This is a genomic window from Methylobacterium sp. 2A, assembly GCF_009806555.1.
Classification (GTDB): domain Bacteria; phylum Pseudomonadota; class Alphaproteobacteria; order Rhizobiales; family Beijerinckiaceae; genus Methylobacterium.
Map to the genome: position 1 here is coordinate 97,391 of NZ_VUOK01000029.1, position 22,981 is coordinate 120,371.

The following is a 22,981-nucleotide window of genomic DNA, read 5'->3' on the forward strand; positions in this document are numbered from 1 at the left end:
GGACCGTCGTCGCCTACACCACCGAGAACCGGAACTCCGTCGTGGCTACAAAGGTCTCGCCCGGCCGCAGCACCGCGGAGGGAAAGTTCGGGTGGTTCGGGGCGTCGGGGAAGGCTTGCGTCTCGAAGCAGACCCCGTCGCCGGAGCGATAGATCCGGCCAGACGGGCCGATCAGCGTGCCGTCGAGATTGTTGCCGCTGTAGAGCTGCAGCGCCGGCTGCGTGGTCCAGACGTCGAGCCGGCGCCCGCTGCCGGAATCGGTGCAGGTTGCGGCCCGCCGCAGGGTCCCGGCGGGGCCGCGCAGCGCGAAGGTGTGGTCGTAGCCCTTGGCATAGGCGAGTTGCGGATCCCCGGTGCGGATCCGCTCCTCCAGGCTCCGGGGGTTGCGGAAATCGAACGGCGTGCCGGCGACCGGCTGGAGCGTGCCGGTCGGGATCTGGGTCGCGTCCGTCGGCGCGAAGGCATCGGCCTCGACCTGCACCCGATGGCCGAGGACGCTGCCGGCCCCCTCCCCGGCGAGGTTGAAGTAGCTGTGGTTGGTGAGGTTCAGGATCGTAGGCCGGTCGGTCACGGCGGCATACTCGATGCGCAGCACGCCGTCCGCCGGCAGGCTGTAGGTGACGCGGACGTCGAGATTGCCGGGAAACCCCTCCTCCCCGTCCGGTGAGCGGCGGCTCAGGACGAGGCGCGTCGTGTCCGCTTCGTCCGCCCGCCACAGCTGCTTGCCGAAGTTCCGCGGGCCGCCATGCAGCGTGTTGGGCCCCTCGTTCAGCGGCAGCTGGTAGCTGTGCCCGTCGAGGCTGAAGCGCCCGTTCGCGATGCGGTTGGCGTAGCGGCCGACGATGGCGCCGAAGCTCGGGCTCAGGGTCTCGTAGCCCGCGAGCGTATCGAGGCCGAGGACGACGTTGGCCATGCGGCCGTCCCGGTCGGGCACATCGATCGCCGTGACGGCGGCGCCGAACTCGATGACGGCGACGCGCACGGCGTCCCGGCTCAGGACGTGGCGGGCGACCGGGCGGCCATCGGCGGTCCGTCCAAAGATTTCGGCCGGCATGCCTAGCGCTTCCACACGCCGAGCCGCTCGCTCCGGGCGTGATCCTCGGCCGCGACCAGTTCGGGGCTCGCCTCCGGGGAGGCGCGGCCGCCGCCGTTGAACAGCACCACCTCGGACAGGTCGCGCCCGTCCACGAGGCAGTTCATGGTGCTGCTGCCGGGGGCGGGCTGGCAGGTCACCGGACGGCTGCCGATGTAGCGGGCCAGCTCTTCCGCCTGGCCGCCCCGCACCCACTCGACGCCGAACAGGTGCACCACCTTGCCGCCGACCTTGAGGGTGGCGGTGTCGATCACCTGGGCCTGCCCCGCCACGGCATTCGGCGGCAGCGGCGTGTCGGGCTCGGCGTCGCCGGCCGTCTCGGGGGGCGGGGTGACCGTATCGGGGGTGTTGGCCGGGGCGTTCGCGGCGGTGCCGCCGGGTGCGGCGCCGTTCGGAGCCTCCGTCCGGGGGGCCGCCGGAGCGGCGGGACGCGGCGCGTCGGGACCGCTTCCCTCCAGGACGAGCCCGGCCACGATCACCGCCGCCAGGGTGCCGGCGGCCGCGCCCAGGAGCAGGCGGCGCTGCCGGTGCGTGCCGTCATCCACGCCGTCGCCGGAGCCGACCCGGCCGCGCAAGCGGTCCAGTCCGTCGCGGAGCGTCTCGCCGAACCGGCCGGGCCCGCTGTTCCAGGCCGCCGCCGCATCCGTCCCCGGGGCCGCCGTGCCCTCCGCCTCGGCCGGGCGGGCGAGCCGGCCGCGCAGGCGCGTCCGCAGGGTCGCGAACCGGCCGGCGGCGTTCTGGGCCAGGACACGGCCCTGCTCGGAGGAGCGCTCCGCCAGGGAGCGGGCCCGCTCGGACTGCGCCCCGACGAAGCGCGCGGTGGCGGCCTTCATCTCGTAGGCGCCGGTCAGCAACGCGGAATCCCGGGGCTCCTCCGCGGCGGACGCGGCCGGTTCGATCTCGGGCTCGGGGGGCAGGAACAGGGCGGGGTGGCGGTCCCGCAGCTCCGCGACGAGATCCGCCAGGGACATCGGCGCGTCGGTGCCGTCCCGGTGGCGCAGGTTGCCCTGCCGGTCGAGCACCCGGATACCGGTCCCGGCCTCGTCGGGGACGCAGGCGGCCTCGGCCAGGAGTTCGAGGGTCCGGACCGCCACGGGGCGTGGGCGGGCGCGGGCGACCTCATCCCGGATCGCCGCGCGCAGGGCGTGGCGGCCGGGATCGTCGAGCGCCGGACGGGCCGGTTCCGCCTCCTGTTCCACCGATGTCGAAGACGTCATTCACCCGATCCCGGCGCCACCCGAACGCGACCCGGAAACGACCTGCCGGGATCTGCGCGGGGGCGCCTCACAATACGTTCGATGCCGGGATTCGTCCCCTCGGTCATCCGCCGCCGCGGCGCAGGGGACGACGGCGACAGGCTCCTTACGCCTTGCCGGGCGAGGCGGCCAGGGTCCCGGCCTGGATGCTCCGCCGCAGGACGCGGCCGGTCTCGCCCAGGATGTAGGGCCGCGTGCCGGCAAAGCCCACCTCCAGGATCAGCTCGGCCTCGCCGCTGGAGACGGCGCCGCGCCCGGGATTGGCGGTGCGGAAATCGACCAGCGTCCGGATCGTGCAGGTCTCGGCATCGCAGGCGGCGCGCATCGCCCGCGGCTCGTAGCGCCGCTCCGGCCAGCGCTGGACGAAGCTGCGCTTCTCGGCCACCAGCCCCGCCGTAGTGACCGGGCGGCCGTAGAAGCGCACGCGCGTCGCGTAATACCGGGTCGCCGCCCCCACCATGGTGTCGTCGGGGCCCGAGACGGTGGCGAGATAGCTCGCCGTCAGCGACCGGGCGGCGGCGGCGCGCTCGGCGGACAGGCCCGGCGCCGGGCCGATCGCGGCCGGCGTCTCGGCGAGGCGGTGCGGGCGATGGGTGTCGCGGCGCGCTTCGTGATGGTCCCGGTGGCGCAGGCTCTCCCGGACCGGCGGACGCTCCAGGGCGGCGGCCCGCTTCGGGCCCGGCGCCCGCGTCGCCGCGGCCTTCGGCAGGGAATCCTCGCCCGGTTCCGGCTTGGCGGCCTGACGCACCGGCGCGGTCTCGCGCGGCGCCTTCGCGGCGGCCGTCTCCTGGTTCCGGGGAATCGCGGCCTTCATCGGCTCCTTCATCGAGTCCTTCGCGGCCCGCGGCGGCGGGTCGACCCAGCCTCCCCGGCTCGCCGCACCCGGCTGCTGGGCCGCGGCATGGCCCACGAGGGCGAGCGGCAGGAACAGGCCGAGGGCGAGCGTCTGAGGTCGGACAGGGCGGGTGGCGGACATCGGTGCCTTCCTGGCGGCCGGGGCGGACATCTGTGGGAACGCGCCCGCGTAGGGAGGAGGTTCCACGGCGGTTTCGGGCGCGCCTCGCATCCTGACGCATCCGACGGCCGTGACCAGCCCTGGATTGCGGGGATGATGGGGTTGCGTTCGTGCGTTTGGGTACCAAGTCGGGGACAGTCTTGGCGTTGGCCGTCCCCCGGTTCCGTCTCGCCCGCTCCCCACCGCGCACCGAGGGTCCTGTGGTCCGACCTGAAACCGAGGCCTGCCCGATCAGCCCTTTCACGGTGTTCAGCCGGGCGCGTGGCATGGGATCCACTCTGGCCTATGACGGGCCCCCCTTTCCCGGACAGGTGGAGCGACAGCGGAACCTGATCCGGGATCCAGCACAAGAAGAGCCGCGTCAGCGGCACAGGTTGATCAGCTGGACGCTGCGCGACGTCGTGTGCTGGATCCCGGGTCGCATTCCGCTGGCGCTGCATGCGCCCGGGAAAGGGGCCTGGGCACAATCGGTGCCTGGCGATAGCGTCGGGTCTCCGCTCAACACCTTGGACGGGCCGGCCTCCCTATCTATGCACTTCGGGAGCGCCCGATGAGCGACGCGCCGCGCCGGGCTCTGCTGATCTGCAACGCCAAGGCCCGCAACGGCGGCCTCGACCTCGACGAGGTTCGCCGGATCCTGCGCGCGGGCGGAATCGAGCCCGTGGAGCCGCCGCCGGACGCCGATTGCCGCGACGAGATCCGCAAGCAGGCAGGGGCGGTCGAGCTCGTGATCCTCGGCGGCGGCGACGGCACCATGAATTTCGCCGCCCCGGCCCTGGTGGAGACGGGCCTGCCGCTCGCGATCCTGCCGCTCGGCACGGCCAACGACCTCGCCCGCTCGCTCAACCTCCCGCTCGATCCCCTGGCGGCGGCCCGCTTCATCCCGACCGCGCAGGCGCGGCCGGTGGATCTCGGCTGGGTCAACGGCCACTATTATTTCAACGTGGCGAGCATCGGCTTCTCGGCGGAACTCGCGGGCGAGCTGACGGCGGATTCGAAGAAGACGTTCGGCGTGCTGGGCTACGCGGTGGCGGCGGTGCGGGTGCTGCGCCGGGTGCGGCCCTTCACGGTGACGATCGAGCATGACGGCGTGGTGGAGAAAGTCACCACCATCCAGGTCTCGGTGGGCAACGGCCGGCACTACGGCGGCGGCATGACGGTGGCGGAGAGCGCCGCGGTGGATGACGGCAAGCTCGATTTCTACAGCCTGGAGATCAATCACTGGTGGCGGCTGATCGCGCTGCTGCCGGCGCTCCGGCGGGGCACGCACGGCCGCGCGGCCGACGTGCGCGCCTTCCACGCGCAGGAAATCCGGATCTCGACCCGCCGGCCCCGGCCGGTCAACACCGACGGCGAGCTGACCACGCACACGCCGGCGCATTTCAAGGTCCTCCCGAAGATCCTGCAGGTCTTCGCCCCGGAACCGGTGCGCGGCCCGGCTTCGTTCGACATCAGCGCCCTCGGCAGTCGCCTGTTCCCGACCAGCGAGGCGCCCCGTCCGTGACCGACCTGATCCAGCTCGCCGGCCAGCCCGCCGTCTGGGCCGCGTTCGCCACCCTCGTGGTGATGGAGGTGGTGCTCGGCGTCGACAACCTGATCTTCATCGCGATCCTGACCAACAGGCTGCCGGCCGGGCAGCAGACCCGGGCGCGGCGGATCGGCATCGGGCTGGCGCTGATCCTGCGGCTCGGGCTCCTCGGCACCGTGGCGTTCATCGTGCACCTGACCGAGCCGGTCCTTTCGGCATTCGGCCAGGACTTCTCCTGGCGCGACCTGATCCTGATCGGCGGCGGCCTGTTCCTGCTCTGGAAGGCCACCAAGGAGATCCACCATACCGTGGATCCGGAGCCGAAGCCGGACGCATCCGGCGGCCGCCTCGGCTTCGGCGCGGCGATCGGCCAGATCCTGCTCCTCGACCTCGTCTTCTCGATCGACTCGATCGTCACGGCGGTCGGCATGACCGAGCACGTGCCGGTGATGATGGCGGCGGTGATCGTCGCCGTGGCGGTGATGCTGATCGCCGCCGAGCCGCTCTCGGCCTTCATCGCCCGCAACCCCACCGTGGTGATGCTGGCGCTCGGCTTCCTGATCATGATCGGCATGGTGCTGATCGCCGAGGGCTTCGGGGCGCATGTGCCGAAGGGCTACATCTACACCGCCATGGCGTTCTCGGCGGGCGTGGAGGGCCTCAACATGCTGGCGCGCCGCCGCCGACGTGGCCTCAGGGGGGAGGCTCCGGCGGCCCGTCAGGTCAAGCGCGCCTGATGCGGGTCCTTGCGGCGCTCTGCCTGCTTCTCACCCCGGCCCTCGCCCGTGCGGAGACGAGGCCCATGACGCCTGAGCCCAAGGCGCCCGATCCGAAGGTCCTGCACGACCTCGCCCCGACCGGCACGCTCCGGGCGGCGATCAACCTCGGCAACCCGGTGCTGGCGCAGGCCGGACCGGACGGGCCCACGGGTGTCTCGGTGGACCTCGCCCGGGCGCTCGCGGCGCGGCTCGGCGTGAGGGTGACGTTCTTGACCTTCCCGGGGCCGGCGCGGTCTCGGGCTCGGCGGGGTCGGGCATCTGGGACATCTGCTTCCTGGCGATCGACCCGAAGCGGGCCGAGGGCATCGCCTTCACGGCGCCCTACGTGCTGATCGCCGGCAGCTACCTCGTGCCGGAGGCCTCGCCGATCCGGTCCCTGGAGGCGGTCGACCGCGACGGCGTGCGGGTCTCGGTGGGGCGCGGCAGCGCCTACGACCTGTTCCTGAGCCGGAGTCCGAAACACGCGACCCTGGTGCGGGCGCCGACCTCGGCCGAGGCGGTCACGGCCTTCGCGCGGGACGGGCTGGCGGTGGCGGCCGGGGTGGAGCAGCCGCTCGCCGCCTACGCCGCGGTGCATCCGGAGGTTCGGCTGCTGCCGGGGCATTTCATGGAGATCCCGCAGGCGATGGGCCTGCCGGTCGGGCGCCCGGCGGGGGTGGCGTATCTTGCCGATTTCGTCGCGTGGGCGAAGCGGGATGGGCTCGTCCGCCGTGGCCTGGAAGCCAGCGGGCAGGATCCGGGTTTGGCGGCGCCGTAGCGGATCACGCCGCGCTTAGATGCGCGAGATCCATGCCAGGCGAGAGATGCGCTTTGGTATCCAGAATCTCGATGGCGACGACGCGGCCCTCCGCATCGAAATCAACGATGATACCGAGTCGCATCTCCTCGCTCTCGCTGACCGATGTGTCGGCCAGGCGCAGGTCGAGGGCGTCAGCCTCCGGATCGTATCTGACTTTCATGTCTGCGCCTCCAGCCACGGTCGCGGAGAGGCGTGATGATGGCCCCTGGAGACCCCAGAGCCATCAGATGGGCCTCGGACAGCAGGGTTGTCATCGCCTTCAGTCCGCTTATCCCACGCGCCCCCTCATCCTGAGGTGCCGGAGCGTAGCGGAGGCCTCGCAGGAGCCCTCCAGCCAGCCGCGCGATCCCTGGAGCCCTCCTTCGAGGCCCGCTGACGCGGGCACCTCAGGATGAGGAACAGGATGGGATTACGCGGCTCGATAGATCACACCACCAGATTCACGATCCGCCCCGGCACCACGATCACCTTCCGGGGCGCCTTGCCCTCCAGCACTTTCTGCACCGCCTCCAGCGCCAGGGTCGCGGCCTCCACGGCCTTCGCGTCGGCGTCGCGCGGCACGGTGACATCCGCCCGCTTCTTGCCGTTGATCTGGACCGGCAGGGTGATCTCGTCCTCGACCAGAAGCCCGGCCTCGGCCTCGGGCCAGGGCGCCTGCGCGACGAGGCCCGGCCGCCCCAGAACCGCCCAGCACTCCTCGGCCAGATGCGGCATCATCGGGGCGATGAGCTGCACCAGGATCCCGGCCGCCTCCTCGGCGGCTGCCGGCGAGACCGGACCGCGCAAGCCGTCCTCCAGCGCATTGGCCAGGGTGTAGATGTGGGCCACGCAGCGGTTGAAGCGCAGGCGCTCAATATCGTCCTGCACCGAGGCCAGCGCCCGGTGGGCGGCCTTGCGCAGGGCGAGATCCGCGGCGCCGTCGCCCGTGGCTTGGCCGGCGGCGTTCACCAGCCGCCAGACCTTCTGGACGAACCGGGCCGCGCCCTGCACGCCCTCCTCGGTCCAGATCACGTCGCGCTCGGGCGGCGAGTCGGACAGCATGAACCAGCGCGCCGTGTCGGCCCCGTAGCTCGCGATGATGTCGTCGGGGTCGACCACGTTCTTCTTCGATTTCGACATCTTCTCGATCGGGCCGATCGCGATCGGCGCCTGAGTTTTCACGTGAAACGCGCGGCGCTCGCCCTCCTCGGTGGCGAAGCGGATCTCGGCCGGGGGCACCCAGGCGCCGGCGGAATCCTTGTAGGTCTCGTGCACCACCATGCCCTGGGTGAACAGGCCGGCGAAGGGTTCGGAGACGCCCGCCCAGCCCGTCTCCCGCATCGCCCGCATGAAGAACCGGGCGTAGAGCAGGTGCAGGATCGCGTGCTCGATGCCGCCGATATACTGGTCCACCGCCAGCCAGCGATCGACCACCGCCCGGTCGGTCGGCGCGTCCGTGAGCCAGGGCGCGGTGAAGCGGGCATAGTACCAGGACGAGTCCACGAACGTGTCCATCGTGTCGGTCTCGCGCCGGGCCGGCGCGCCGCAATGCGGGCAGGGCACGTTGCGCCACGCCGCGTCGCGCTCCAGCGGGTTGCCGGGCTGGTCGAAGGACACCTCCTCCGGCAGCTTCACCGGCAGGTCGGCCACCGGCACGGGCACCGGCCCGCAGGACTCGCAGTGGATGATCGGGATCGGGCAGCCCCAGTAGCGCTGGCGCGAGACGCCCCAGTCGCGCAGGCGGAACTGCACCTTGCGGGTGGCGACCCCCTCCCCTTCGAGCCGCCGGGCCACGGCCTCGAAGGCCTCGCTGGTGCTCATCCCGTCGAGGAAGCGGGAATTGATCATCCGCCCGTCATCGACATAGGCGGTGTCGGTGATCACGAAGCTCGCCGGGTCCTGGCCATCGGGGCAGACGACGGGCGTGTTGCCGAGCCCATACTTGTTCGCGAAATCGAGGTCGCGCTGGTCGTGGGCCGGGCAGCCGAACACTGCGCCGGTGCCGTATTCCATCAGCACGAAGTTCGCCACGTAGACCGGCAGTTCCCAGGACGGGTCCAGGGGATGGCGCACCGTGAGGCCGGTATCGAAGCCGTGCTTCTCGGCGGTGTCGATCGCGGCCTGGGCGGTGCCGGTGCGGCGGCACTCCTCGATGAAGGTCTGCAGATCCGGCCGGTCCGCGGCCAGAGCGGCGGCGAGCGGATGGTCGGCCGCAATCGCCAGGAATTTCGCGCCGAACAGCGTGTCGGGCCGGGTCGTGTAGACGGTCACCGACTCGGCGGCGCCGGCGATTGGCCGGGCGAGGCTGAACCGGACCTCAAGCCCCTCCGAGCGGCCGATCCAGTTCTTCTGCATCAGCCGGACCTTTTCCGGCCAGCGATCCAAGCCATCGAGGGCGGTCAGCAGGTCCTCGGCGAAATCGGTGATCTTGAAGAACCACTGGGTCAGCTCGCGCTGCTCCACGAGCGCGCCGGAGCGCCAGCCGCGCCCGTCGATCACCTGCTCGTTGGCCAGCACCGTGTGGTCCACCGGGTCCCAGTTCACCTTGGCGGTGCGGCGGGTGACGAGGCCCTTGTCCAGGAAGTCCAGGAACATGCGCTGCTGGTGCTTGTAATAGTCGGGATCGCAGGTCGCGATCTCCCGGCTCCAGTCGAGCGACAGGCCCATGGCCTTCAGCTGGTCGCGCATCGACGCGATGTTGGCGTAGGTCCAGTCCCGCGGGTTGACCTTGCGCTCCATGGCGGCGTTCTCGGCCGGCAGGCCGAACGCGTCCCAGCCCATCGGGTGCAGCACGTTGAAGCCGCGGGCGCGCTTGTAGCGGGCCACCACGTCGCCCATCGCGTAGTTGCGGACATGGCCCATATGGATGCGCCCCGACGGGTAGGGGAACATCTCCAGCACGTAGTATTTCGGGCGGGGATCGGAATTGTCGGTCTCGAACAGGCGCTGCGCGGCCCAGGCCTCCTGCCAGCGGGGCTCGGCATCCTTGGCGTTGTAGCGCTCGACGGGCTGGGGGGCGGTGCTGGTGGTCATGGATCCGGGCGGGGTCAGGGGCGCGTCGGTCGTTCTGCGGAACACCGGCGGCACGGTTGCGCCGCGATAGCATATCTGCGCGGGAGCCGGTCAACGGAGCGCGCGATTCGGGCTTGCGCGGGGCGCGCGAGCGCATAGGTCCGGACCGGCGCCGGCAGCGACAGGACAGGCAGGTATGGACGACGCGGCTACCGAACCGAACGCACCGCCCACGGACGGGATGGGGCACGCAACGGAAAAGCCGCCGGTCGGGCAGGCTGACGTCGCGGCCGGCCTCGCCGAGGTGCGGGCGGCGATCGCCCGGGCGGCCGAGGATAACGAGCGCGATCCGGCCGAAATCCAGCTCGTGGCCATCTCCAAGACCGTGCCGGCCGAGGGGATCCTGCCGGCGCTCGAGGCGGGGCAGCGGGTGTTCGGGGAGAACTACGTGCAGGAATCCACGGCCAAATGGCCGGCTTTGCGCGACCGCTACCCGGATGTGGAGCTGCACCTCGTCGGGCCGCTCCAATCCAACAAGGCCCGCGAGGCCGTGGCGCTGTTCGACGTGATCCATACCCTGGACCGTCTGTCGCTCGCCGCCGCGCTCGCCAAGGAGATCGCCCGATCCGGCCGCACCCCGAAGCTGCTGATCCAGGTCAATACCGGCGCCGAGCCGCAGAAGGGCGGCGTCCTGCCCGATCAGCTCGCCACCCTGCTGGCCGAGTGCCGCGACACGCACGGGCTGGCGATCCAGGGGCTGATGTGCATCCCCCCCGCGGAGGACCCGCCCTCGGCGCATTTCGCCCTGCTGGCCCGGCTGGCCAAGGAGCACAACCTGCCGATCCTCTCCATGGGCATGAGCGCGGATTTCCCGGCCGCGATCCAGCTCGGCGCCACCCATGTCCGGGTCGGGACCGCCATCTTCGGGGCGCGCAAGCCGAAAGGGTAGCGCAGCCCCGCTCAGGTCCCGGTTTCGAAAGGTCGAGACCTTTCGCGGGTCCAGGGCAGAGCCCTGGTGTCGGGCTTCGCCCGATCACGGGGCGCCGCCCCCGAACCCCGCCCAAGGGCTCGCCCTTGGGGAACCCCATACTGGCCGTCCGACAGGCCCTAAAGCATCGTGCGGAAATACGCGATCGTCCGCTCCAGCCCCTCCCGGAGCTGCACGGTCGGCTCCCAATCCAGAAGGGCCTTCGCCTTCCCGATATCCGGCCGGCGCTGCCGCGGGTCGTCGGGAGGCAACGGCCGGTGGGCGATCCGCGAGCGCGAGCCCGTCAGCTCGATCACCAAGTGGGCGAGGTCCCGGATCGTGAACTCGTTCGGATTGCCGATGTTGATCGGCCCGGTCACCTCCGGCCCGCTATCCATCAGGCGGACGAAGCCCTCGATGAGGTCGCTCACGTAACAGAACGAGCGCGTCTGCTCCCCGTCGCCGTAGAGCGTGATCTCCTCGCCCCGGAGCGCCTGCATGATCAGGTTCGACACGACGCGGCCGTCGTTGGGGTGCATGCGCGGGCCGTAGGTGTTGAAGATGCGCACGACCTTGATCGGCAGATTGTGCTGACGCCGGTAGTCGAAGAACAGGGTCTCGGCGCAGCGCTTGCCCTCGTCGTAGCAGGAGCGGAAGCCGATCGGATTGACGTGGCCGAAATATTCTTCGACCTGCGGATGCACTTCCGGGTCGCCGTAGACTTCCGACGTGGAAGCCTGGAACACCTTGATCCGCAGGCGCTTGGCCAAGCCCAGCATGTTGATGGCGCCGAGGACGCTCGTCTTCGTCGTCTGGACCGGATCGAACTGGTAATGCACCGGCGAGGCCGGGCAGGCGAGATTGTAGATCTCGTCGACTTCGACGTAGAGCGGGAACGTCACGTCGTGGCGCAGGATCTCGAAGCGCGGATTATCCATCAGATGCGCGATGTTGCGCCGCGTCCCGGTGTAGAAGTTGTCGACGCACAGGACGTCATGTCCGTCGGCGAGCAGCCGCTCGCATAGGTGTGAGCCGAGGAAGCCGGCCCCGCCCGTCACGAGGATCTTCTTGGTGTCGTCGTAGCGCAATCCTGAGCCCTCCTCCCGTCCAACGCCCCGTCCGGGTGCGGCCGCTCCGCGGCGTCCTCACACGTCGATGGCGGGACCGTCGCCTGGCCGCCCGATACTCGTGTAGGAAAACCCGTGGCGACGGGCCGTTTCCGGTTCGTAGATATTGCGCAGATCGATCAAGACTGGTCTTGCCATGATCGCGCGCAGCCGGGCGAGGTCGAGGGCCCGGAAGGCGTTCCACTCGGTCACGATCACCACCGCGTCGGCCCCCTCCGCGCAGGCATAGGCATCCTCCGCGAAGTCCACGCCCGGCATCAGCGGGCGGGCCTGCTCCAGGCCCTCCGGATCGTAGGCGCGCACGCGGCACCCCGCGTCCTGCAGGCCGGTGGCGATCGCCAGGGAGGGGGCCTCGCGCATGTCGTCGGTGTTCGGCTTGAAGGTGAGGCCGAGCATGGCCACCGTCTTGCCCCGCACCGAGCCGCCGCAGGCGCGGATGACCTTGCGGGCCATGGCGCGCTTGCGGCCGTCATTGACCGCCACCACGGTCTCGACGATCCGCAACGGCACCTCGTGGTCCTGCGCGGTCTTGACCAGCGCCAGCGTGTCCTTCGGGAAGCAGGATCCGCCGTAGCCCGGACCGGCATGGAGGAATTTCGACCCGATCCGGCCGTCGAGGCCGATTCCCCGCGCCACGGCCTGCACGTCCGCGCCGACGGCCTCGCAGAGTTCGGCGATCTCGTTGATGAACGTGATCTTGGTCGCCAGGAACGCGTTGGCGGCGTATTTCGTGAGTTCGGCGGTGCGCCGGCCCATCACGAGGATCGGCGCCGCGTTGAGGTACAGGGGACGGTAGATCTCGCGCATCACCGCCTCGGCCCGGGGATCATCCACGCCGATGACGATCCGGTCGGGCCGCTTGAAGTCGGAGATCGCCGCGCCCTCGCGCAGGAATTCCGGGTTCGAGACGACGGAGAAATCCGCTTCCGGGGCGATCTCGCGCACGATCCGCTCGACCACATCGCCCTCCCCCACCGGGACGGTCGACTTGGTCACGATGACGGTGAAGCCCTTGAGCGAGCGGGCGATCTCCTGCGCGGCCTCGCGGACATAGGTCATGTCGGCGAAGCCGTCCCCGCGCCGCGACGGCGTGCCGACCGCGATGAAGACGGCCTCCGCCTGCGCGACCGCGGGGCCGAGATCCGTCCCGAAGGCCAGCCGGCCCTGGGCGACGTTCTCCGCGACGAGATCGCTCAGGCCCGGCTCGTAGATCGGCATGCGCCCCGCGTTCAGGGCCGCGATCTTCGCGGGATCCTTGTCGACGCAGACGACCGAATGGCCGAAATCCGCCAGGCAGACCCCGGTCACCAACCCAACATAGCCCGATCCGATCACGGCCAGACGCATACGTTCCTCCTGGGATCCTCGTCTACACGACGTATACGATCAGCCGTTTTTCGAGAACCGTAATAGATTGCTTTATCTATCATCTCGACGCGAAAAGGAGCAGATTCGATGGGGTGATAGCAGTTTTCGCTCCGCTCTCCGGTACGGCCCGGCCGTCATGGGGCCGAGGCGGCGCCGGGTGTTTCCAGTTACGCTCGAAACAGGCTTTTGGCCAGACCCGAAACCTCTCCGTTCAGATGATCGTATCGCTTTCCTGCTCCACTCTCTTGTTGCGGGAATAGGCGTTATCCCACAGATACGGTTCGACGATGCTCTTGTACCGGGTCTGCAGGATATATTTGACCTTCCGCAGGCCCGTGAGCGGCTGCGTTTTCTGGTTGGTGTTCGGAAACGATTTGGCAAATTCGGTATAGACCTGAAAATACGACTCTCCCCAGGGGTGGAAAGGGCCGTGCCAGGGTCGCGGGTTCGAGCAGAAGTGCAGCAGATGGGCCGGCACCTCGCGAAAATGGCTGTAGTTCATGAGAAAGGTCGGAAAATTCCATTTCATCGACATCAGGTTCTTGTTGCCCGACAAGACGATGTTCAGGGCATCCTGATCGAAGAACGTGAACTCGTTCGTCTTCCGGGCGAGCAGGCCCTTGATCTCCGACCGCAGGTCGCCGATGACGCTTCTCTTGAGCTTCATGACGCCGGAATTGAAGTATCTCTCGTGATCCGACTCATCGATCTCGAGCGTTCGAAAATATCGTTTGATACGCTTCGCCAATCTCGTATTGTCATTGACGATCAACGTCATGGCGTCGCGGGCCGCCATGAAGTCGTATTGCGCCAAACCGGGACCGAACAGGTCCTCGAGGGAGTTCGGCACCTGCGTGTCGCCGTCAATATAAACCAGATTTTTGTATTGCGTCGGCAATGCCTTGTCGAGAAACAACCGCGCATAGGCGAGGGGCACACCCTCAAGCTCCGCTTGGGGCACCTGGATGAATGTGATCCCGTAGGTACTGGATATCGTCGAGGCCAAGCGTGTGTTGTCGTTCGGCTCGTCGAAGCACACGATGGCGACGTCGGCCCGGTCTTGCGGCGTCTTGCTCCTGACCTGCAGGGCGCTCAGGGTCGCTGGAAACAAGTAATTGGAATCGACAGCGTAGCAAACGCAATTTTCCTGCATTGCCGCCTCGCCCGATAACCTGAATTTATCGTTAATGATGATTTATCATGCAACATTCTCGAAATCAAACTGAATATTGATAATTTTTATTCGCCCGCCCGGTTGCCTGTCATGCAGCATCACTGTCCGTGACGCGAAATAATTCTATAGTCGCTCCGCCGACCAGTACAGCTGAAATCTGTTCTTCTGGCTGGGCGTCGAAGTCGACATCAAGAGATGTCGATCCCGTTCTACGCTGCGCCCGCCCGGGCGGCGGGCGGGCGACGCAGTCGGGCTGGGAATACGAAATCAGTATTCACGGACGAGAGATTTTATTCCGACCGTCATCGCAGCGGTCGCGCGGAGGCCGCCGGGCCACCCTCACCCGATCCGCAGATGCGTCCGCGGCCCGAGCCGACGCAGCAGCCGCAGCAGATCGGCCCGGGCGAGCGCGACGCAGCCCTCCGTCGGGCGGTAGCCGTCCCGGGCGAGGTGCAGGAAGATCGCCGAGCCCCGCCGCTTCCGGATCGGGCCACGGTTATAGTCGAGATCGATCACCATGTCGTAGAGCCCGTCCTCCCGCCAGAGCGTCTCGGCGCTGATGCCGGGCGCCGGCAGGCGGATCGGGCGGTTGTAGCGGCGGTCCCGGCTGTCGTCGCACCAGCCGTCGCCGGGCCGCGTCGCCCGGAGCGGCAGCGCCGTGCGCGGGCGGACCCCGAGATGGTCGGGCCGGTAGGCGCCGCCGCGCAGCCGGAACCGTCCGCGGGGCGAGCCGCCGTCCCCCTCGCGCTTGTCGACGACGATCCCGCCGGAACCGAGCGCGCAGGGGATCACGGTGGGGCCGACCAGCAGGTGGCCCCGGCACCGGTCGCCGATCACCGCCCGCACGCGGATCTCGCGCAGCGTCTCGCGGATCGTCGCGCGGCTCCCGTCCTCCGCCCCTCTCCTCGCCCGCCGCCGCATATCCGCCCTCCCCCGTGCCGCGCCGGCCGGGTCCGATCCGCGCGCCTTATGCCGGATATCCGCATCCGGACAGATGAAAATTGCGCGCAAGGCAATTTCCGGCCACAAAGGCCGCCCTATCCTTGGCCGGAACCCGTGGAAGCAAGCCGGGACCTGGGAGGAGATCGCCCCGTCGCCAGCACGCGGGGCGCGCCTTCCGGGTCCGGCGCCGCGGCCCGGCTACCGCAGCCATCCCGTTCGCCGCGGCGTCCTCCGCCCCGACGGCGGAAGGGTGCGGAAACGAAAGCCTCCGCAGAATCGCCGTGATCCTGCCGAGAACCGTTAGTCTTGCGTGCTGCCCCCGGGAGGATCACCCTCCCCCCGCCGGCGGCCTGTCCTGGGACCCGGACGATGCCGAATGCCTACCGCCTGCTGATCTGCGACGACGACGCGATCCTGCGCGACACCCTCACCGAGCAGCTCGATCTCTGCGACGAGTTCACGGTCTTCACCGAGGCGAATGCCGCGGACGCGATCCGGCGGGTGGCCACGGAGCGCATCGACCTCGCGGTGATGGATGTCGGCCTGCCCGATCTCGACGGGCGCGAGGCCGTGCGCCGGATGCGCGCCGGCGGCTTCCGCGGGCCGGTGATCATGCTGACCGCCCAGGATTCCGAGGCCGACCACGTCGAGGGGCTGGAGGCGGGCGCCAACGACTACGTCACCAAGCCGTTCAAGTTCGGGATCCTGCTGGCCCGGATCCGCGCCCACCTGCGCAGCCACGAGGCCTCCGAGGACGCGGTGTTCCAGATCGGCCCCTACACGTTCCGGCCCGGCGCCAAGCTGCTGGTCGGCGAGCGGGGCTCGAAGCTGAAGCTCACCGAGAAGGAGACCGCGATCCTGCGCTTCCTCTACCGGGCGGGGCGGGCCGTGGTGAACCGCGACACGCTGCTCGCCGAGGTCTGGGGCTACAACGCCCACGTCACCACCCACACGCTGGAGACGCATATCTACCGGCTGCGCCAGAAGATCGAGCCGAACCCCGCCACCGCCGCGATCCTGGTCACGGAGGGCGGTGGATACAAGTTGCTGCCCTGACCAAAAGCCGTTTTACGTGTATGCGATCAATCGGTCCGCGTATGCGCAGGGTGGTGAGGCGTTCTTGGGGCTCGACGACGATATCGCGATCCTCGCCGCCGCGCCCCTGTTCGGCTTCCTCGATCGGGATGCCCTGCGCCTGCTGACCTTCGCGGCCGAGCGCCGCGAACTCGCCGAAGGCGACCTGCTGTTTTCCCGCGGCGACCCGGCCGATGGCGGCTTCGTGGTGCTGTCCGGCACGATCCGGCTCGACTCCCGGGATGCCCGGACCGCGCCGGTGCGGGCCGGCCGCTCCGCCCTGATCGGGCAGCTCGCCCTGTTCGTGCGCGGGACGCGCCCGACCGTGGCCCGCGCCGAGAGCGCCGCCGAGGTCATGCGCATCACCCCGAGCCTGATGCGCCGCGTGCTGGAGGAATTTCCGGAGGCGGCCCAGGCCGTCCACGATACGCTGGCGGACGACCTCGCGGATCTGGTGGCCGACCTCGATCAGGTGCGCGCGCTCCTGGCGGCGATCGACGGCATCGCCTCAGGTGACAGCCCCGGTGCCCGCTTGTAAGCACGGGCACCCGCCACGAGAGTGTTTCGATCGTCATGTCCCAGGCCGGCACCCCGCTTTCCGATCTCGCCCAGACCATCGAAGCCGCCTGGGAGGACCGCGCCGCCATCTCGACCGCCACGACGGGCGCGGTGCGCGAGGCCGTGGAGGCGGCGCTGGACCTGCTCGATTCCGGCAAGGCCCGGGTCGCCGAGAAGAGCGGCAACCACGATTGGGTGGTCAACCAGTGGCTGAAGAAGGCGGTGCTGCTCTCGTTCCGCCTCAACGACATGGCGACGATCGCGGGCGGCCCCGGCGGCGCGCCCTGGTGGGACAAGGTCGCGTCGAAATTCGCCGGCTGGGGCGAGGCCGAGTTCCGCGCCGCGGGCCTGCGCGCCGTGCCGGGCTGCTTCGTGCGCCGCGGCTCCTACATCGCGCCGGGCGCCGTGCTGATGCCGAGCTTCGTCAATCTCGGCGCCCATGTCGGCGAGGGCACGATGGTCGACACCTGGGTGACGATCGGCTCCTGCGCGCAGGTGGGGAAGAACTGCCACATCTCGGGCGGCGCCGGGATCGCGGGCGTGCTGGAGCCGCTCCAGGCCAACCCGGTGATCATCGAGGATGATTGCTTCATCGGCGCCCGCGCCGAGGTGGCCGAGGGCGTGATCGTCGGCCAGGGCAGCGTCCTGTCGATGGGCGTCTATATCGGCGCCTCCACCAAGATCGTGGACCGCACCACCGGCGAGGTGATGTATGGCCGCGTGCCGCCCTACTCGGTGGTGGTCTCGGGCACGATGCCCGGCAAGGCCCTGCCGGACGGCTCGCCCGGCCCGGGCCTGTACTGCGCGGTGATCGTCAAGCGCGTCGATGCCGGCACCCGGTCGAAGACCGCCATCAACGAGTTGCTGCGCACCTGACGCGCGTTGCCATCGGCCAGGGCTTTGCCCTGGCGACCCACCAAAGGGCGCGGCCCTTTGGGATCCCCGATCGCTGGACCGCCGGATGGAAACGCAGGCGCTGAACCTCACGGTGGCGGACCGGCCGGTGCCGACGCCCTGCGACGTGATCGGGCAGGGACGGGAGGCGCTGCTGCTGCCGGCCCTCTCGACCATTTCGGCCCGGGCCGAGATGCAGGCCCTCGCCCGCGCGCTCGGGTCCGACTACCGCTGCCGAATCCCCGACTGGCCGGGCTTCGGCGCGCGGGAGCGGGCGCGGGTGCCGCTGGCGCCGGAGACGTTTCACGCCTTCCTGGACGCGCTGCTCGACGCCGCCCCGGGTCCCTACGCGCTCGGGGTCGCGGCCGGCCACGGCGCCGGCTATCTGGTCGCGGCGGCGCGGCGCCACCCCGAGACCTTCGGCCGGCTGGTGCTGGTGGCGCCGACCTGGCGGGGGCCGCTGCCCACCGCGATGCCGGGCCGCGCCCACTGGTTCCCGCGCATCCGCCGGGCCGTGGAGGCGCCGCTCCTCGGCGAGGCGCTCTACCGGATCAACATCAGCCCGCCGATCATCGGCCGGATGATGCGCGCCCATGTCTACGCCGATCCCGCCCGGGTGACGCCGGCTTTGATCCGGGACAAGCACGCGATCACGCGCCAGCGCAACGGCCGGTTCGGCACCGCCGCCTTCGTCACCGGCGGCCTCGACCCGGTGGGCAGCCGCGCGGATTTCCTCGCCCTGTTCGCGGGCGACCTGCCGCCGGTCCTTGTCCTGCGCCCCGAAGGCGCGCCGCGGCGCTCGGGGTCCGAGATGGACGCGCTGATCGCCTCCGGCCGGGTGACGGGCGCCACGATCCCCGGGGCGCTCAGCCCGCACGAGGAGCATCCGGAGGCGGTCGCGACCGCGATCCGGGCGGCCTGAGGGCGGTCAGGGCAGGGCGCCCGGAGGATAGCGGGCGCCCTCGCGATCATGCTGCACCGCCCTCGCCCCGGCTTCAGGCGCGGCTCAGATGGTCACGCCAACCCTGCCTCGCGTCTGAGCCCGCGGGCGGCCGTCTCGGTCTCCTCGATCAGCGTATCGATGGCTGCCAAACTGCTGTTTATCTGAGCGTTCAGGTCGGTGCGGATCTTGTCGATCCGTGTGAGTCCGCTCGAACCCTGCCCTTGCAGGCTGGCAATCTGCGCCGTCAGCTCGGCCCGTCTCCGATGGAGGTCCATCAGGAGCACCTCGATCTGCGCCGCCATCAGGTCCGCGACCTGGGCTTGGTCGGCCAATGACATGGTTGCGTCCGCTTCGATCATGGCAGCTTGATTCTACCCCCGGGACAAGCAGCTTAGGTCATCTGGCTCGCTCCAAGCTTGACGGCGGCTCCTTTGGTCAATCGCCGCGTCCGGCCCGGGTCGAGCGCCCCTGGACACGATCCTTCGCCTGTGCACGGACTGATGGGGCCGGCTGAACCGTTCGTCCGGCAGAGCGGGAGCACCCCGCGGAAGCATCCGATAGAGCCCCGGATCCGATGATGCGCCTCCCGCTCCGGCCCCCCTTCGCTTCGGCGGTCCTCGTCCTTCTGCTGGCATCCGCCATCCCGGCCCTTGCCGAAGAGGCGCCCGGCCCCGCCCCGTCGCCCGCCCCTTCGTCGATCCCCTCGGCCCCGCCCTCCCTCGGCGCCGACACGCTCAAGCCCGGCAAGCCGGCCGTGAAGCCCTATCTCGCCGACGCGGCGCTGCCGGACGCGGTCCAGATCCTGCCGCCGCCCCCGGCCCACGATGCGCCCCTCGACAAGGCCGACCGGGCGGCCTTCGCCAACACCCGCGCCCTCAAGGGCAGCCCCCGCTGGGAGATCGCCGCCAACGACGTGGCGGAGGGCGCGGCCGCGGTGCTGGAGAACTTCGCCTGCGTGCTCGGGACCCGGATCGATCAGGCCCGGGTTCCGGCGGTGATCAACCTGCTGGAGCGTGCCCGCCTCGACCTCGCCCATGCCACCCGGGGTCCGAAGGTGCATTACCGGCGCCTGCGCCCCTTCGTGGGCAACGAGGCGCCGATCTGCGTGCAGCGGACCCAGAAGCTCGCCGACAGCTTCAGCTATCCCTCGGGCCACGCCACCCAGGGCTGGGCCTACGCGCTGATCCTGGCCGCCCTGGTGCCCGAGAAGGCGACCGCGATCCTGGTGCGCGGGCGGGCCTACGGTGAGAGCCGCGTCGTGTGCGGCGTGCATTGGCTCAGCGACGTGGTGGCGGGGCGCCTCACCGGCACGTCGGTCTTCGCCGCGCTGATGGGCGATCCGACCTTCCGAGCCGATCTGGAGAAGGCCCGGACCGAACTTCGTGCCGCCATGGCGGACGCCGGAACGCCCCCCGATCAGGCCGTCTGCACCCGGGAGAACGAGGCTTTGCGCGAGCCGCCGCTGGAGTTCTAGGCTCGAACCGTCCCAGTTTTATGCCTTCTAAGTATTTGATCGACAAGCGCATTTTCATGGATCAACAATACGTGATCGAACCATCGTGAGCCAAGTGCCACCCCCAAGGCACGAAACCAGGGTTCTCGATGTCCATGCGTACCGCCCCCCTCGCGCTGCTCCTCGCCGCCCCGGCCCTCGCGGGTCCCACCCATGCCCAGGACCGGAGCGTTCAGCGCAACGAGATTTCCGCTGCGGGGCGGGGCGGCGCCAACGTGAGCGGCGGTGATGGCGGCACGGCGGCCACCAGCGGCGGGGGCGGGCCGTCCGGCGTCACCGGCTACGTCGCCCGCCTCAGCCCGACCGCGACCAAGACCGACACGCCGCTGATCGAGGCCCCGCAATCGGTCCCGGTCGTCACCCGCGGGCAACTCAACGACCGCAACGTCCAGAGGCGACCGTGATCGGCACCCTGATCTACCGCCGGTAGAGGCGATTTGCTCAGGCCGAGGCAGGCACCTCCTCGCGGTCTTATTGACGGTTGATGAGGGGCCGGGATCGGTCGGATCAGCGCCCGGCGCGCCAGATTTTGAAGTGTTCCAAGTGTGTGAAAAGAAACACGTTTTCGACTTGATCTCTGGTCCGTGACGACGGGATGGGAGCGGACTGCGCCGCGGGACGGCGCGTCCGGAACTCTCTCATGTCGATGCGTCGCGTACGATACAGTCTGTTTCTCGCCTCCACGGCCCTGGCCGGCCCTGCCCTCGCGCAGGAGCCGAACGTGCATCTCAACGAACTGACCGTGGAGACCGTCCGGCCGACGGCCCCGCTGAGCGCGAATGTCAGCGGCGGCGACGGCAACAGCGCGGTCATGAGCGGTGGCGGCGGCGGCCCCTCCGGCGTGACCGGCTATACCGCCCGCGTCAGCCCGGCCGCGACCAAGACCAACACGCCGCTGATCGAGACCCCGCAATCGGTCTCGGTGGTCACACGGGAGCAGCTCAATGACCGCAACGTCCAGAGCGTCAACGAGGCTCTCGCCTACACGCCGGGATTGTCGACCAACGTGTTCGGCTTCGACCCGCGCAACGATGCCTTCTACATCCGCGGCTTCTCCGAGACCTATGACGGCGTCTTCCGCGATGGCCTGCGCCAATCCGCCGTCGGCCTCACGGTGCCGCGCATCGAGCCTTACGGCACCGAGGCGCTGACCATCCTGCGCGGGCCGGCCTCGAGCCTCTACGGGCTGGGCTCGCCCGGCGGCATCGTCGACGTGACCAGCAAGCGGCCGGTCTTCGCGCCCTTCGGCGAGGTCTGGTTCCAGGGCGGCAATTTCGACCGCTACCAGGGCAACTTCGATATCGGCGCCCCCGTCGCGGGCTCGGACGGCACCATGGCCTACCGCCTCACCGGCGTCGTGCGCCAATCCGACACCTTCCTGCCCGGGGCCACCGACGATCGCGTCACCGTCGCGCCGGCCTTCACCTGGAAGCCCGCGGCGGACACGACGCTGACGATCCTGACGGAGTATCAGCAGACGCGCCTGCCGGGCACGGCCGCCTTCTACAATGCGCCGGGCTTCGTGGTGACGCGGCTCTACCAGGGCGATGCCGGCTTCAACACGTTCAAGCAGGAACAGTATCGGATCGGCTACGCCTTCGAACACCGGTTCACGCCGGACCTCACGTTCCGCCAGAACTTCCGCTACCAGGGCGTCGGGGGCGATTTTCCCTATACGGAGATTACCGGGATCACCGGTCTGTCTGCGCAGCGCGTCGCGGGTTTCTTCCGCGAGACCCTGCAATCGGTCGCCCTCGACAACCAGCTGGAGGGCCGCTTCCGGACCGGGCCGATCACTCATACGCTCATCGGCGGCCTGGACTATCTGCATTATGACTGGACCCGCCGCTACGGGTTCGATTTCAATGTCCCCGATCTCGATCTCGCCGGCGTCACGAACTTTTCACGCTTCGGATATCGGACCTTCATCCCGCGGCCGGTGCTGAACTCGGGCAGCACGCAGGGACAGGATCAGGTCGGCCTCTACCTGCAGGAGCAGGCGAAGTGGGACCGGCTCGTCCTGACGCTGACCGGCCGGCACGACTGGGTCAATCAGGCTACGTCGAGCGACAGCGCTTTCGTGCCCGGCGCGCCGCAGCACCAGACCGACGCAGCCTTCACCTATCGGCTGGGCCTGAACTACCTGTTGTCACCGGCCTTCGTGCCGTACGCGAGCTATGCGACGACCTTCTCGCCGCAGCTCGGCGCCGATGCGCGGGGGCGCACCTTCAGGCCGGCCACGGGCGACCAGATCGAAGCCGGCGTGAAGGTCGCGATCCCCGACACCAACATCACCGGCTCGTTTGCCGGCTTCGATATCGTGCAGTCGTCGATCCTGAGGCAGGATCCGACCAGCCTCGCCAATGCGGTGGCCACGGGTGCGGTCGAGTCCAAGGGCTTCGAGGCCGAGCTGACCGCCAACTTCGCACCCGGCACGAACCTGACCGTCGCCATCACGCAGTTGAACTTCCGCTACCTGCGGCAGACCTCGCTGCTGACGGGCGCGCCGATCGACGGCAACACGCTCTCGGGCATTCCCGGCACGACCGTTTCGGCCTTCGGGACCTACCAGTTCCCCCTCGGTTCGCCGCTCCGCGGTGTCCAGATCGGGGGCGGCATCCGCTACAACGGCACAAGCTTCGCCGACGACGAGAACACGGCGCGCAACCCGACCGTCACGCTGTTCGATGCCCTGGTCGCCTACGATTTTGCGGCTCTCGATCCGAAGTACACCGGCTTCCGGGCGCAGATCAACGCGTACAACATCTTCGATCGGACCTACACGACCTGCCAGGCCGGCTACTGCTACCGGGGCGCCCCGGCCACGGTGATCGGCAGCTTGATCTACCGCTGGTAGAGGGCTCGGGAGCAGGCGCCACGGTGATGCCGGCATGGCAGGTTCCCGCCCCCGGCACTGGAGATCGGCACGCACTTCGTCCTAGAGCCGGAGGCTTGTCCTC

General features: G+C 69.6%; 21 protein-coding genes. 11 read left to right on the forward strand and 10 right to left on the reverse strand.

Annotation, left to right across the window (positions count from 1 at the left end; translation table 11 throughout):
* Positions 1 to 13 precede the first annotated feature (13 nt).
* The 3 genes from FVE89_RS15010 to FVE89_RS15020 all read right to left on the reverse strand — a co-directional run bounded on the left by FVE89_RS15010 (position 14) and on the right by FVE89_RS15020 (position 3,325).
* Complete coding sequence (locus tag FVE89_RS15010) at positions 14 to 1,054, reverse strand: aldose epimerase family protein (protein WP_160534734.1); 1,041 nt, start codon at positions 1,052 to 1,054, stop codon at positions 14 to 16.
* Between the two features lie 2 nt (positions 1,055 to 1,056).
* The gene (locus tag FVE89_RS15015) at positions 1,057 to 2,310 is read right to left on the reverse strand and encodes a nuclease (RefSeq protein ID WP_160534735.1); all 1,254 of its coding nucleotides are present in this window, start codon (positions 2,308 to 2,310) and stop codon (positions 1,057 to 1,059) included.
* Between the two features lie 145 nt (positions 2,311 to 2,455).
* A complete protein-coding gene (locus FVE89_RS15020; RefSeq protein WP_246730786.1) occupies positions 2,456 to 3,325 on the reverse strand; it encodes a hypothetical protein in 870 nt (289 codons plus the stop codon).
* A gap of 589 nt (positions 3,326 to 3,914) precedes the next feature.
* On the opposite strand from FVE89_RS15020, the gene FVE89_RS15025 reads away from it, so the two are divergent.
* From FVE89_RS15025 to FVE89_RS31170, 3 genes are all read left to right on the forward strand, one after another.
* Positions 3,915 to 4,868, forward strand: coding sequence for a lipid kinase (locus FVE89_RS15025; RefSeq protein WP_160534737.1), 954 nt, complete (start codon positions 3,915 to 3,917; stop codon positions 4,866 to 4,868).
* The gene (locus FVE89_RS15030; RefSeq protein WP_160534738.1) at positions 4,865 to 5,629 is read left to right on the forward strand and encodes a TerC family protein; all 765 of its coding nucleotides are present in this window, start codon (positions 4,865 to 4,867) and stop codon (positions 5,627 to 5,629) included. The genes FVE89_RS15025 and FVE89_RS15030 overlap by 4 nt, the downstream gene beginning before the upstream one ends.
* A 346-nt stretch (positions 5,630 to 5,975) precedes the next feature.
* Positions 5,976 to 6,428, forward strand: a complete 453-nt coding sequence (locus tag FVE89_RS31170; protein ID WP_342390072.1) for a transporter substrate-binding domain-containing protein — start codon at positions 5,976 to 5,978, stop codon at positions 6,426 to 6,428.
* A 4-nt stretch (positions 6,429 to 6,432) separates the two neighbouring features.
* On the opposite strand, the gene FVE89_RS15040 is transcribed toward FVE89_RS31170, so the two are convergent.
* Together FVE89_RS15040 and leuS are read right to left on the reverse strand one after the other, a co-directional pair.
* Positions 6,433 to 6,630 (reverse strand): DUF2283 domain-containing protein, encoded by a 198-nt coding sequence (locus FVE89_RS15040; protein ID WP_160534739.1) that lies wholly within the window; start codon positions 6,628 to 6,630, stop codon positions 6,433 to 6,435.
* Between the two features lie 266 nt (positions 6,631 to 6,896).
* On the reverse strand, positions 6,897 to 9,482 hold the full coding sequence (leuS, locus tag FVE89_RS15045) for a leucine--tRNA ligase (RefSeq protein WP_160534740.1): 2,586 nt from the start codon (positions 9,480 to 9,482) through the stop codon (positions 6,897 to 6,899).
* A gap of 220 nt (positions 9,483 to 9,702) precedes the next feature.
* Here leuS and FVE89_RS15050 point away from each other — a divergent pair, with 220 nt between their 5' ends.
* Positions 9,703 to 10,410 (forward strand): YggS family pyridoxal phosphate-dependent enzyme, encoded by a 708-nt coding sequence (locus FVE89_RS15050; RefSeq protein WP_202130835.1) that lies wholly within the window; start codon positions 9,703 to 9,705, stop codon positions 10,408 to 10,410.
* Between the two features lie 158 nt (positions 10,411 to 10,568).
* On the opposite strand, the gene FVE89_RS15055 is transcribed toward FVE89_RS15050, so the two are convergent.
* From FVE89_RS15055 to FVE89_RS15070, 4 genes are all read right to left on the reverse strand, one after another.
* Complete coding sequence (locus FVE89_RS15055; protein WP_160534742.1) at positions 10,569 to 11,516, reverse strand: UDP-glucuronic acid decarboxylase family protein; 948 nt, start codon at positions 11,514 to 11,516, stop codon at positions 10,569 to 10,571.
* A gap of 57 nt (positions 11,517 to 11,573) precedes the next feature.
* Entirely contained in the window at positions 11,574 to 12,902 is a 1,329-nt protein-coding gene (locus tag FVE89_RS15060) for a UDP-glucose/GDP-mannose dehydrogenase family protein (protein WP_160534743.1), read from the reverse strand.
* 232 nt (positions 12,903 to 13,134) lie between these two features.
* Complete coding sequence (locus FVE89_RS15065; RefSeq protein ID WP_160534744.1) at positions 13,135 to 14,076, reverse strand: glycosyltransferase; 942 nt, start codon at positions 14,074 to 14,076, stop codon at positions 13,135 to 13,137.
* Between the two features lie 360 nt (positions 14,077 to 14,436).
* Positions 14,437 to 15,018 (reverse strand): L,D-transpeptidase family protein, encoded by a 582-nt coding sequence (locus FVE89_RS15070; protein WP_160534745.1) that lies wholly within the window; start codon positions 15,016 to 15,018, stop codon positions 14,437 to 14,439.
* A gap of 390 nt (positions 15,019 to 15,408) precedes the next feature.
* Here FVE89_RS15070 and FVE89_RS15075 point away from each other — a divergent pair, with 390 nt between their 5' ends.
* The 4 genes from FVE89_RS15075 (at position 15,409) to FVE89_RS15090 (ending at position 18,487) form a co-directional block, all read left to right on the forward strand.
* Complete coding sequence (locus FVE89_RS15075) at positions 15,409 to 16,095, forward strand: response regulator transcription factor (protein ID WP_160534746.1); 687 nt, start codon at positions 15,409 to 15,411, stop codon at positions 16,093 to 16,095.
* Between the two features lie 64 nt (positions 16,096 to 16,159).
* Positions 16,160 to 16,651, forward strand: a complete 492-nt coding sequence (locus tag FVE89_RS15080) for a Crp/Fnr family transcriptional regulator (protein ID WP_160534747.1) — start codon at positions 16,160 to 16,162, stop codon at positions 16,649 to 16,651.
* 35 nt (positions 16,652 to 16,686) lie between these two features.
* Entirely contained in the window at positions 16,687 to 17,547 is an 861-nt protein-coding gene (gene dapD, locus FVE89_RS15085) for a 2,3,4,5-tetrahydropyridine-2,6-dicarboxylate N-succinyltransferase (protein WP_160534748.1), read from the forward strand.
* Between the two features lie 85 nt (positions 17,548 to 17,632).
* Complete coding sequence (locus tag FVE89_RS15090; protein ID WP_160534749.1) at positions 17,633 to 18,487, forward strand: alpha/beta hydrolase; 855 nt, start codon at positions 17,633 to 17,635, stop codon at positions 18,485 to 18,487.
* Positions 18,488 to 18,579: 92 nt separating this feature from the next.
* Here FVE89_RS15090 and FVE89_RS15095 read toward each other — a convergent pair whose 3' ends face one another.
* Positions 18,580 to 18,867 (reverse strand): hypothetical protein, encoded by a 288-nt coding sequence (locus FVE89_RS15095; protein WP_160534750.1) that lies wholly within the window; start codon positions 18,865 to 18,867, stop codon positions 18,580 to 18,582.
* Between the two features lie 215 nt (positions 18,868 to 19,082).
* On the opposite strand from FVE89_RS15095, the gene FVE89_RS15100 reads away from it, so the two are divergent.
* The 3 genes from FVE89_RS15100 (at position 19,083) to FVE89_RS15110 (ending at position 22,878) form a co-directional block, all read left to right on the forward strand.
* Positions 19,083 to 19,982, forward strand: coding sequence for a phosphatase PAP2 family protein (locus tag FVE89_RS15100; protein WP_160534751.1), 900 nt, complete (start codon positions 19,083 to 19,085; stop codon positions 19,980 to 19,982).
* Between the two features lie 134 nt (positions 19,983 to 20,116).
* Complete coding sequence (locus FVE89_RS15105) at positions 20,117 to 20,425, forward strand: hypothetical protein (RefSeq protein WP_342389722.1); 309 nt, start codon at positions 20,117 to 20,119, stop codon at positions 20,423 to 20,425.
* 236 nt (positions 20,426 to 20,661) lie between these two features.
* The gene (locus tag FVE89_RS15110) at positions 20,662 to 22,878 is read left to right on the forward strand and encodes a TonB-dependent siderophore receptor (RefSeq protein WP_160534752.1); all 2,217 of its coding nucleotides are present in this window, start codon (positions 20,662 to 20,664) and stop codon (positions 22,876 to 22,878) included.
* Positions 22,879 to 22,981: the final 103 nt, after the last annotated feature.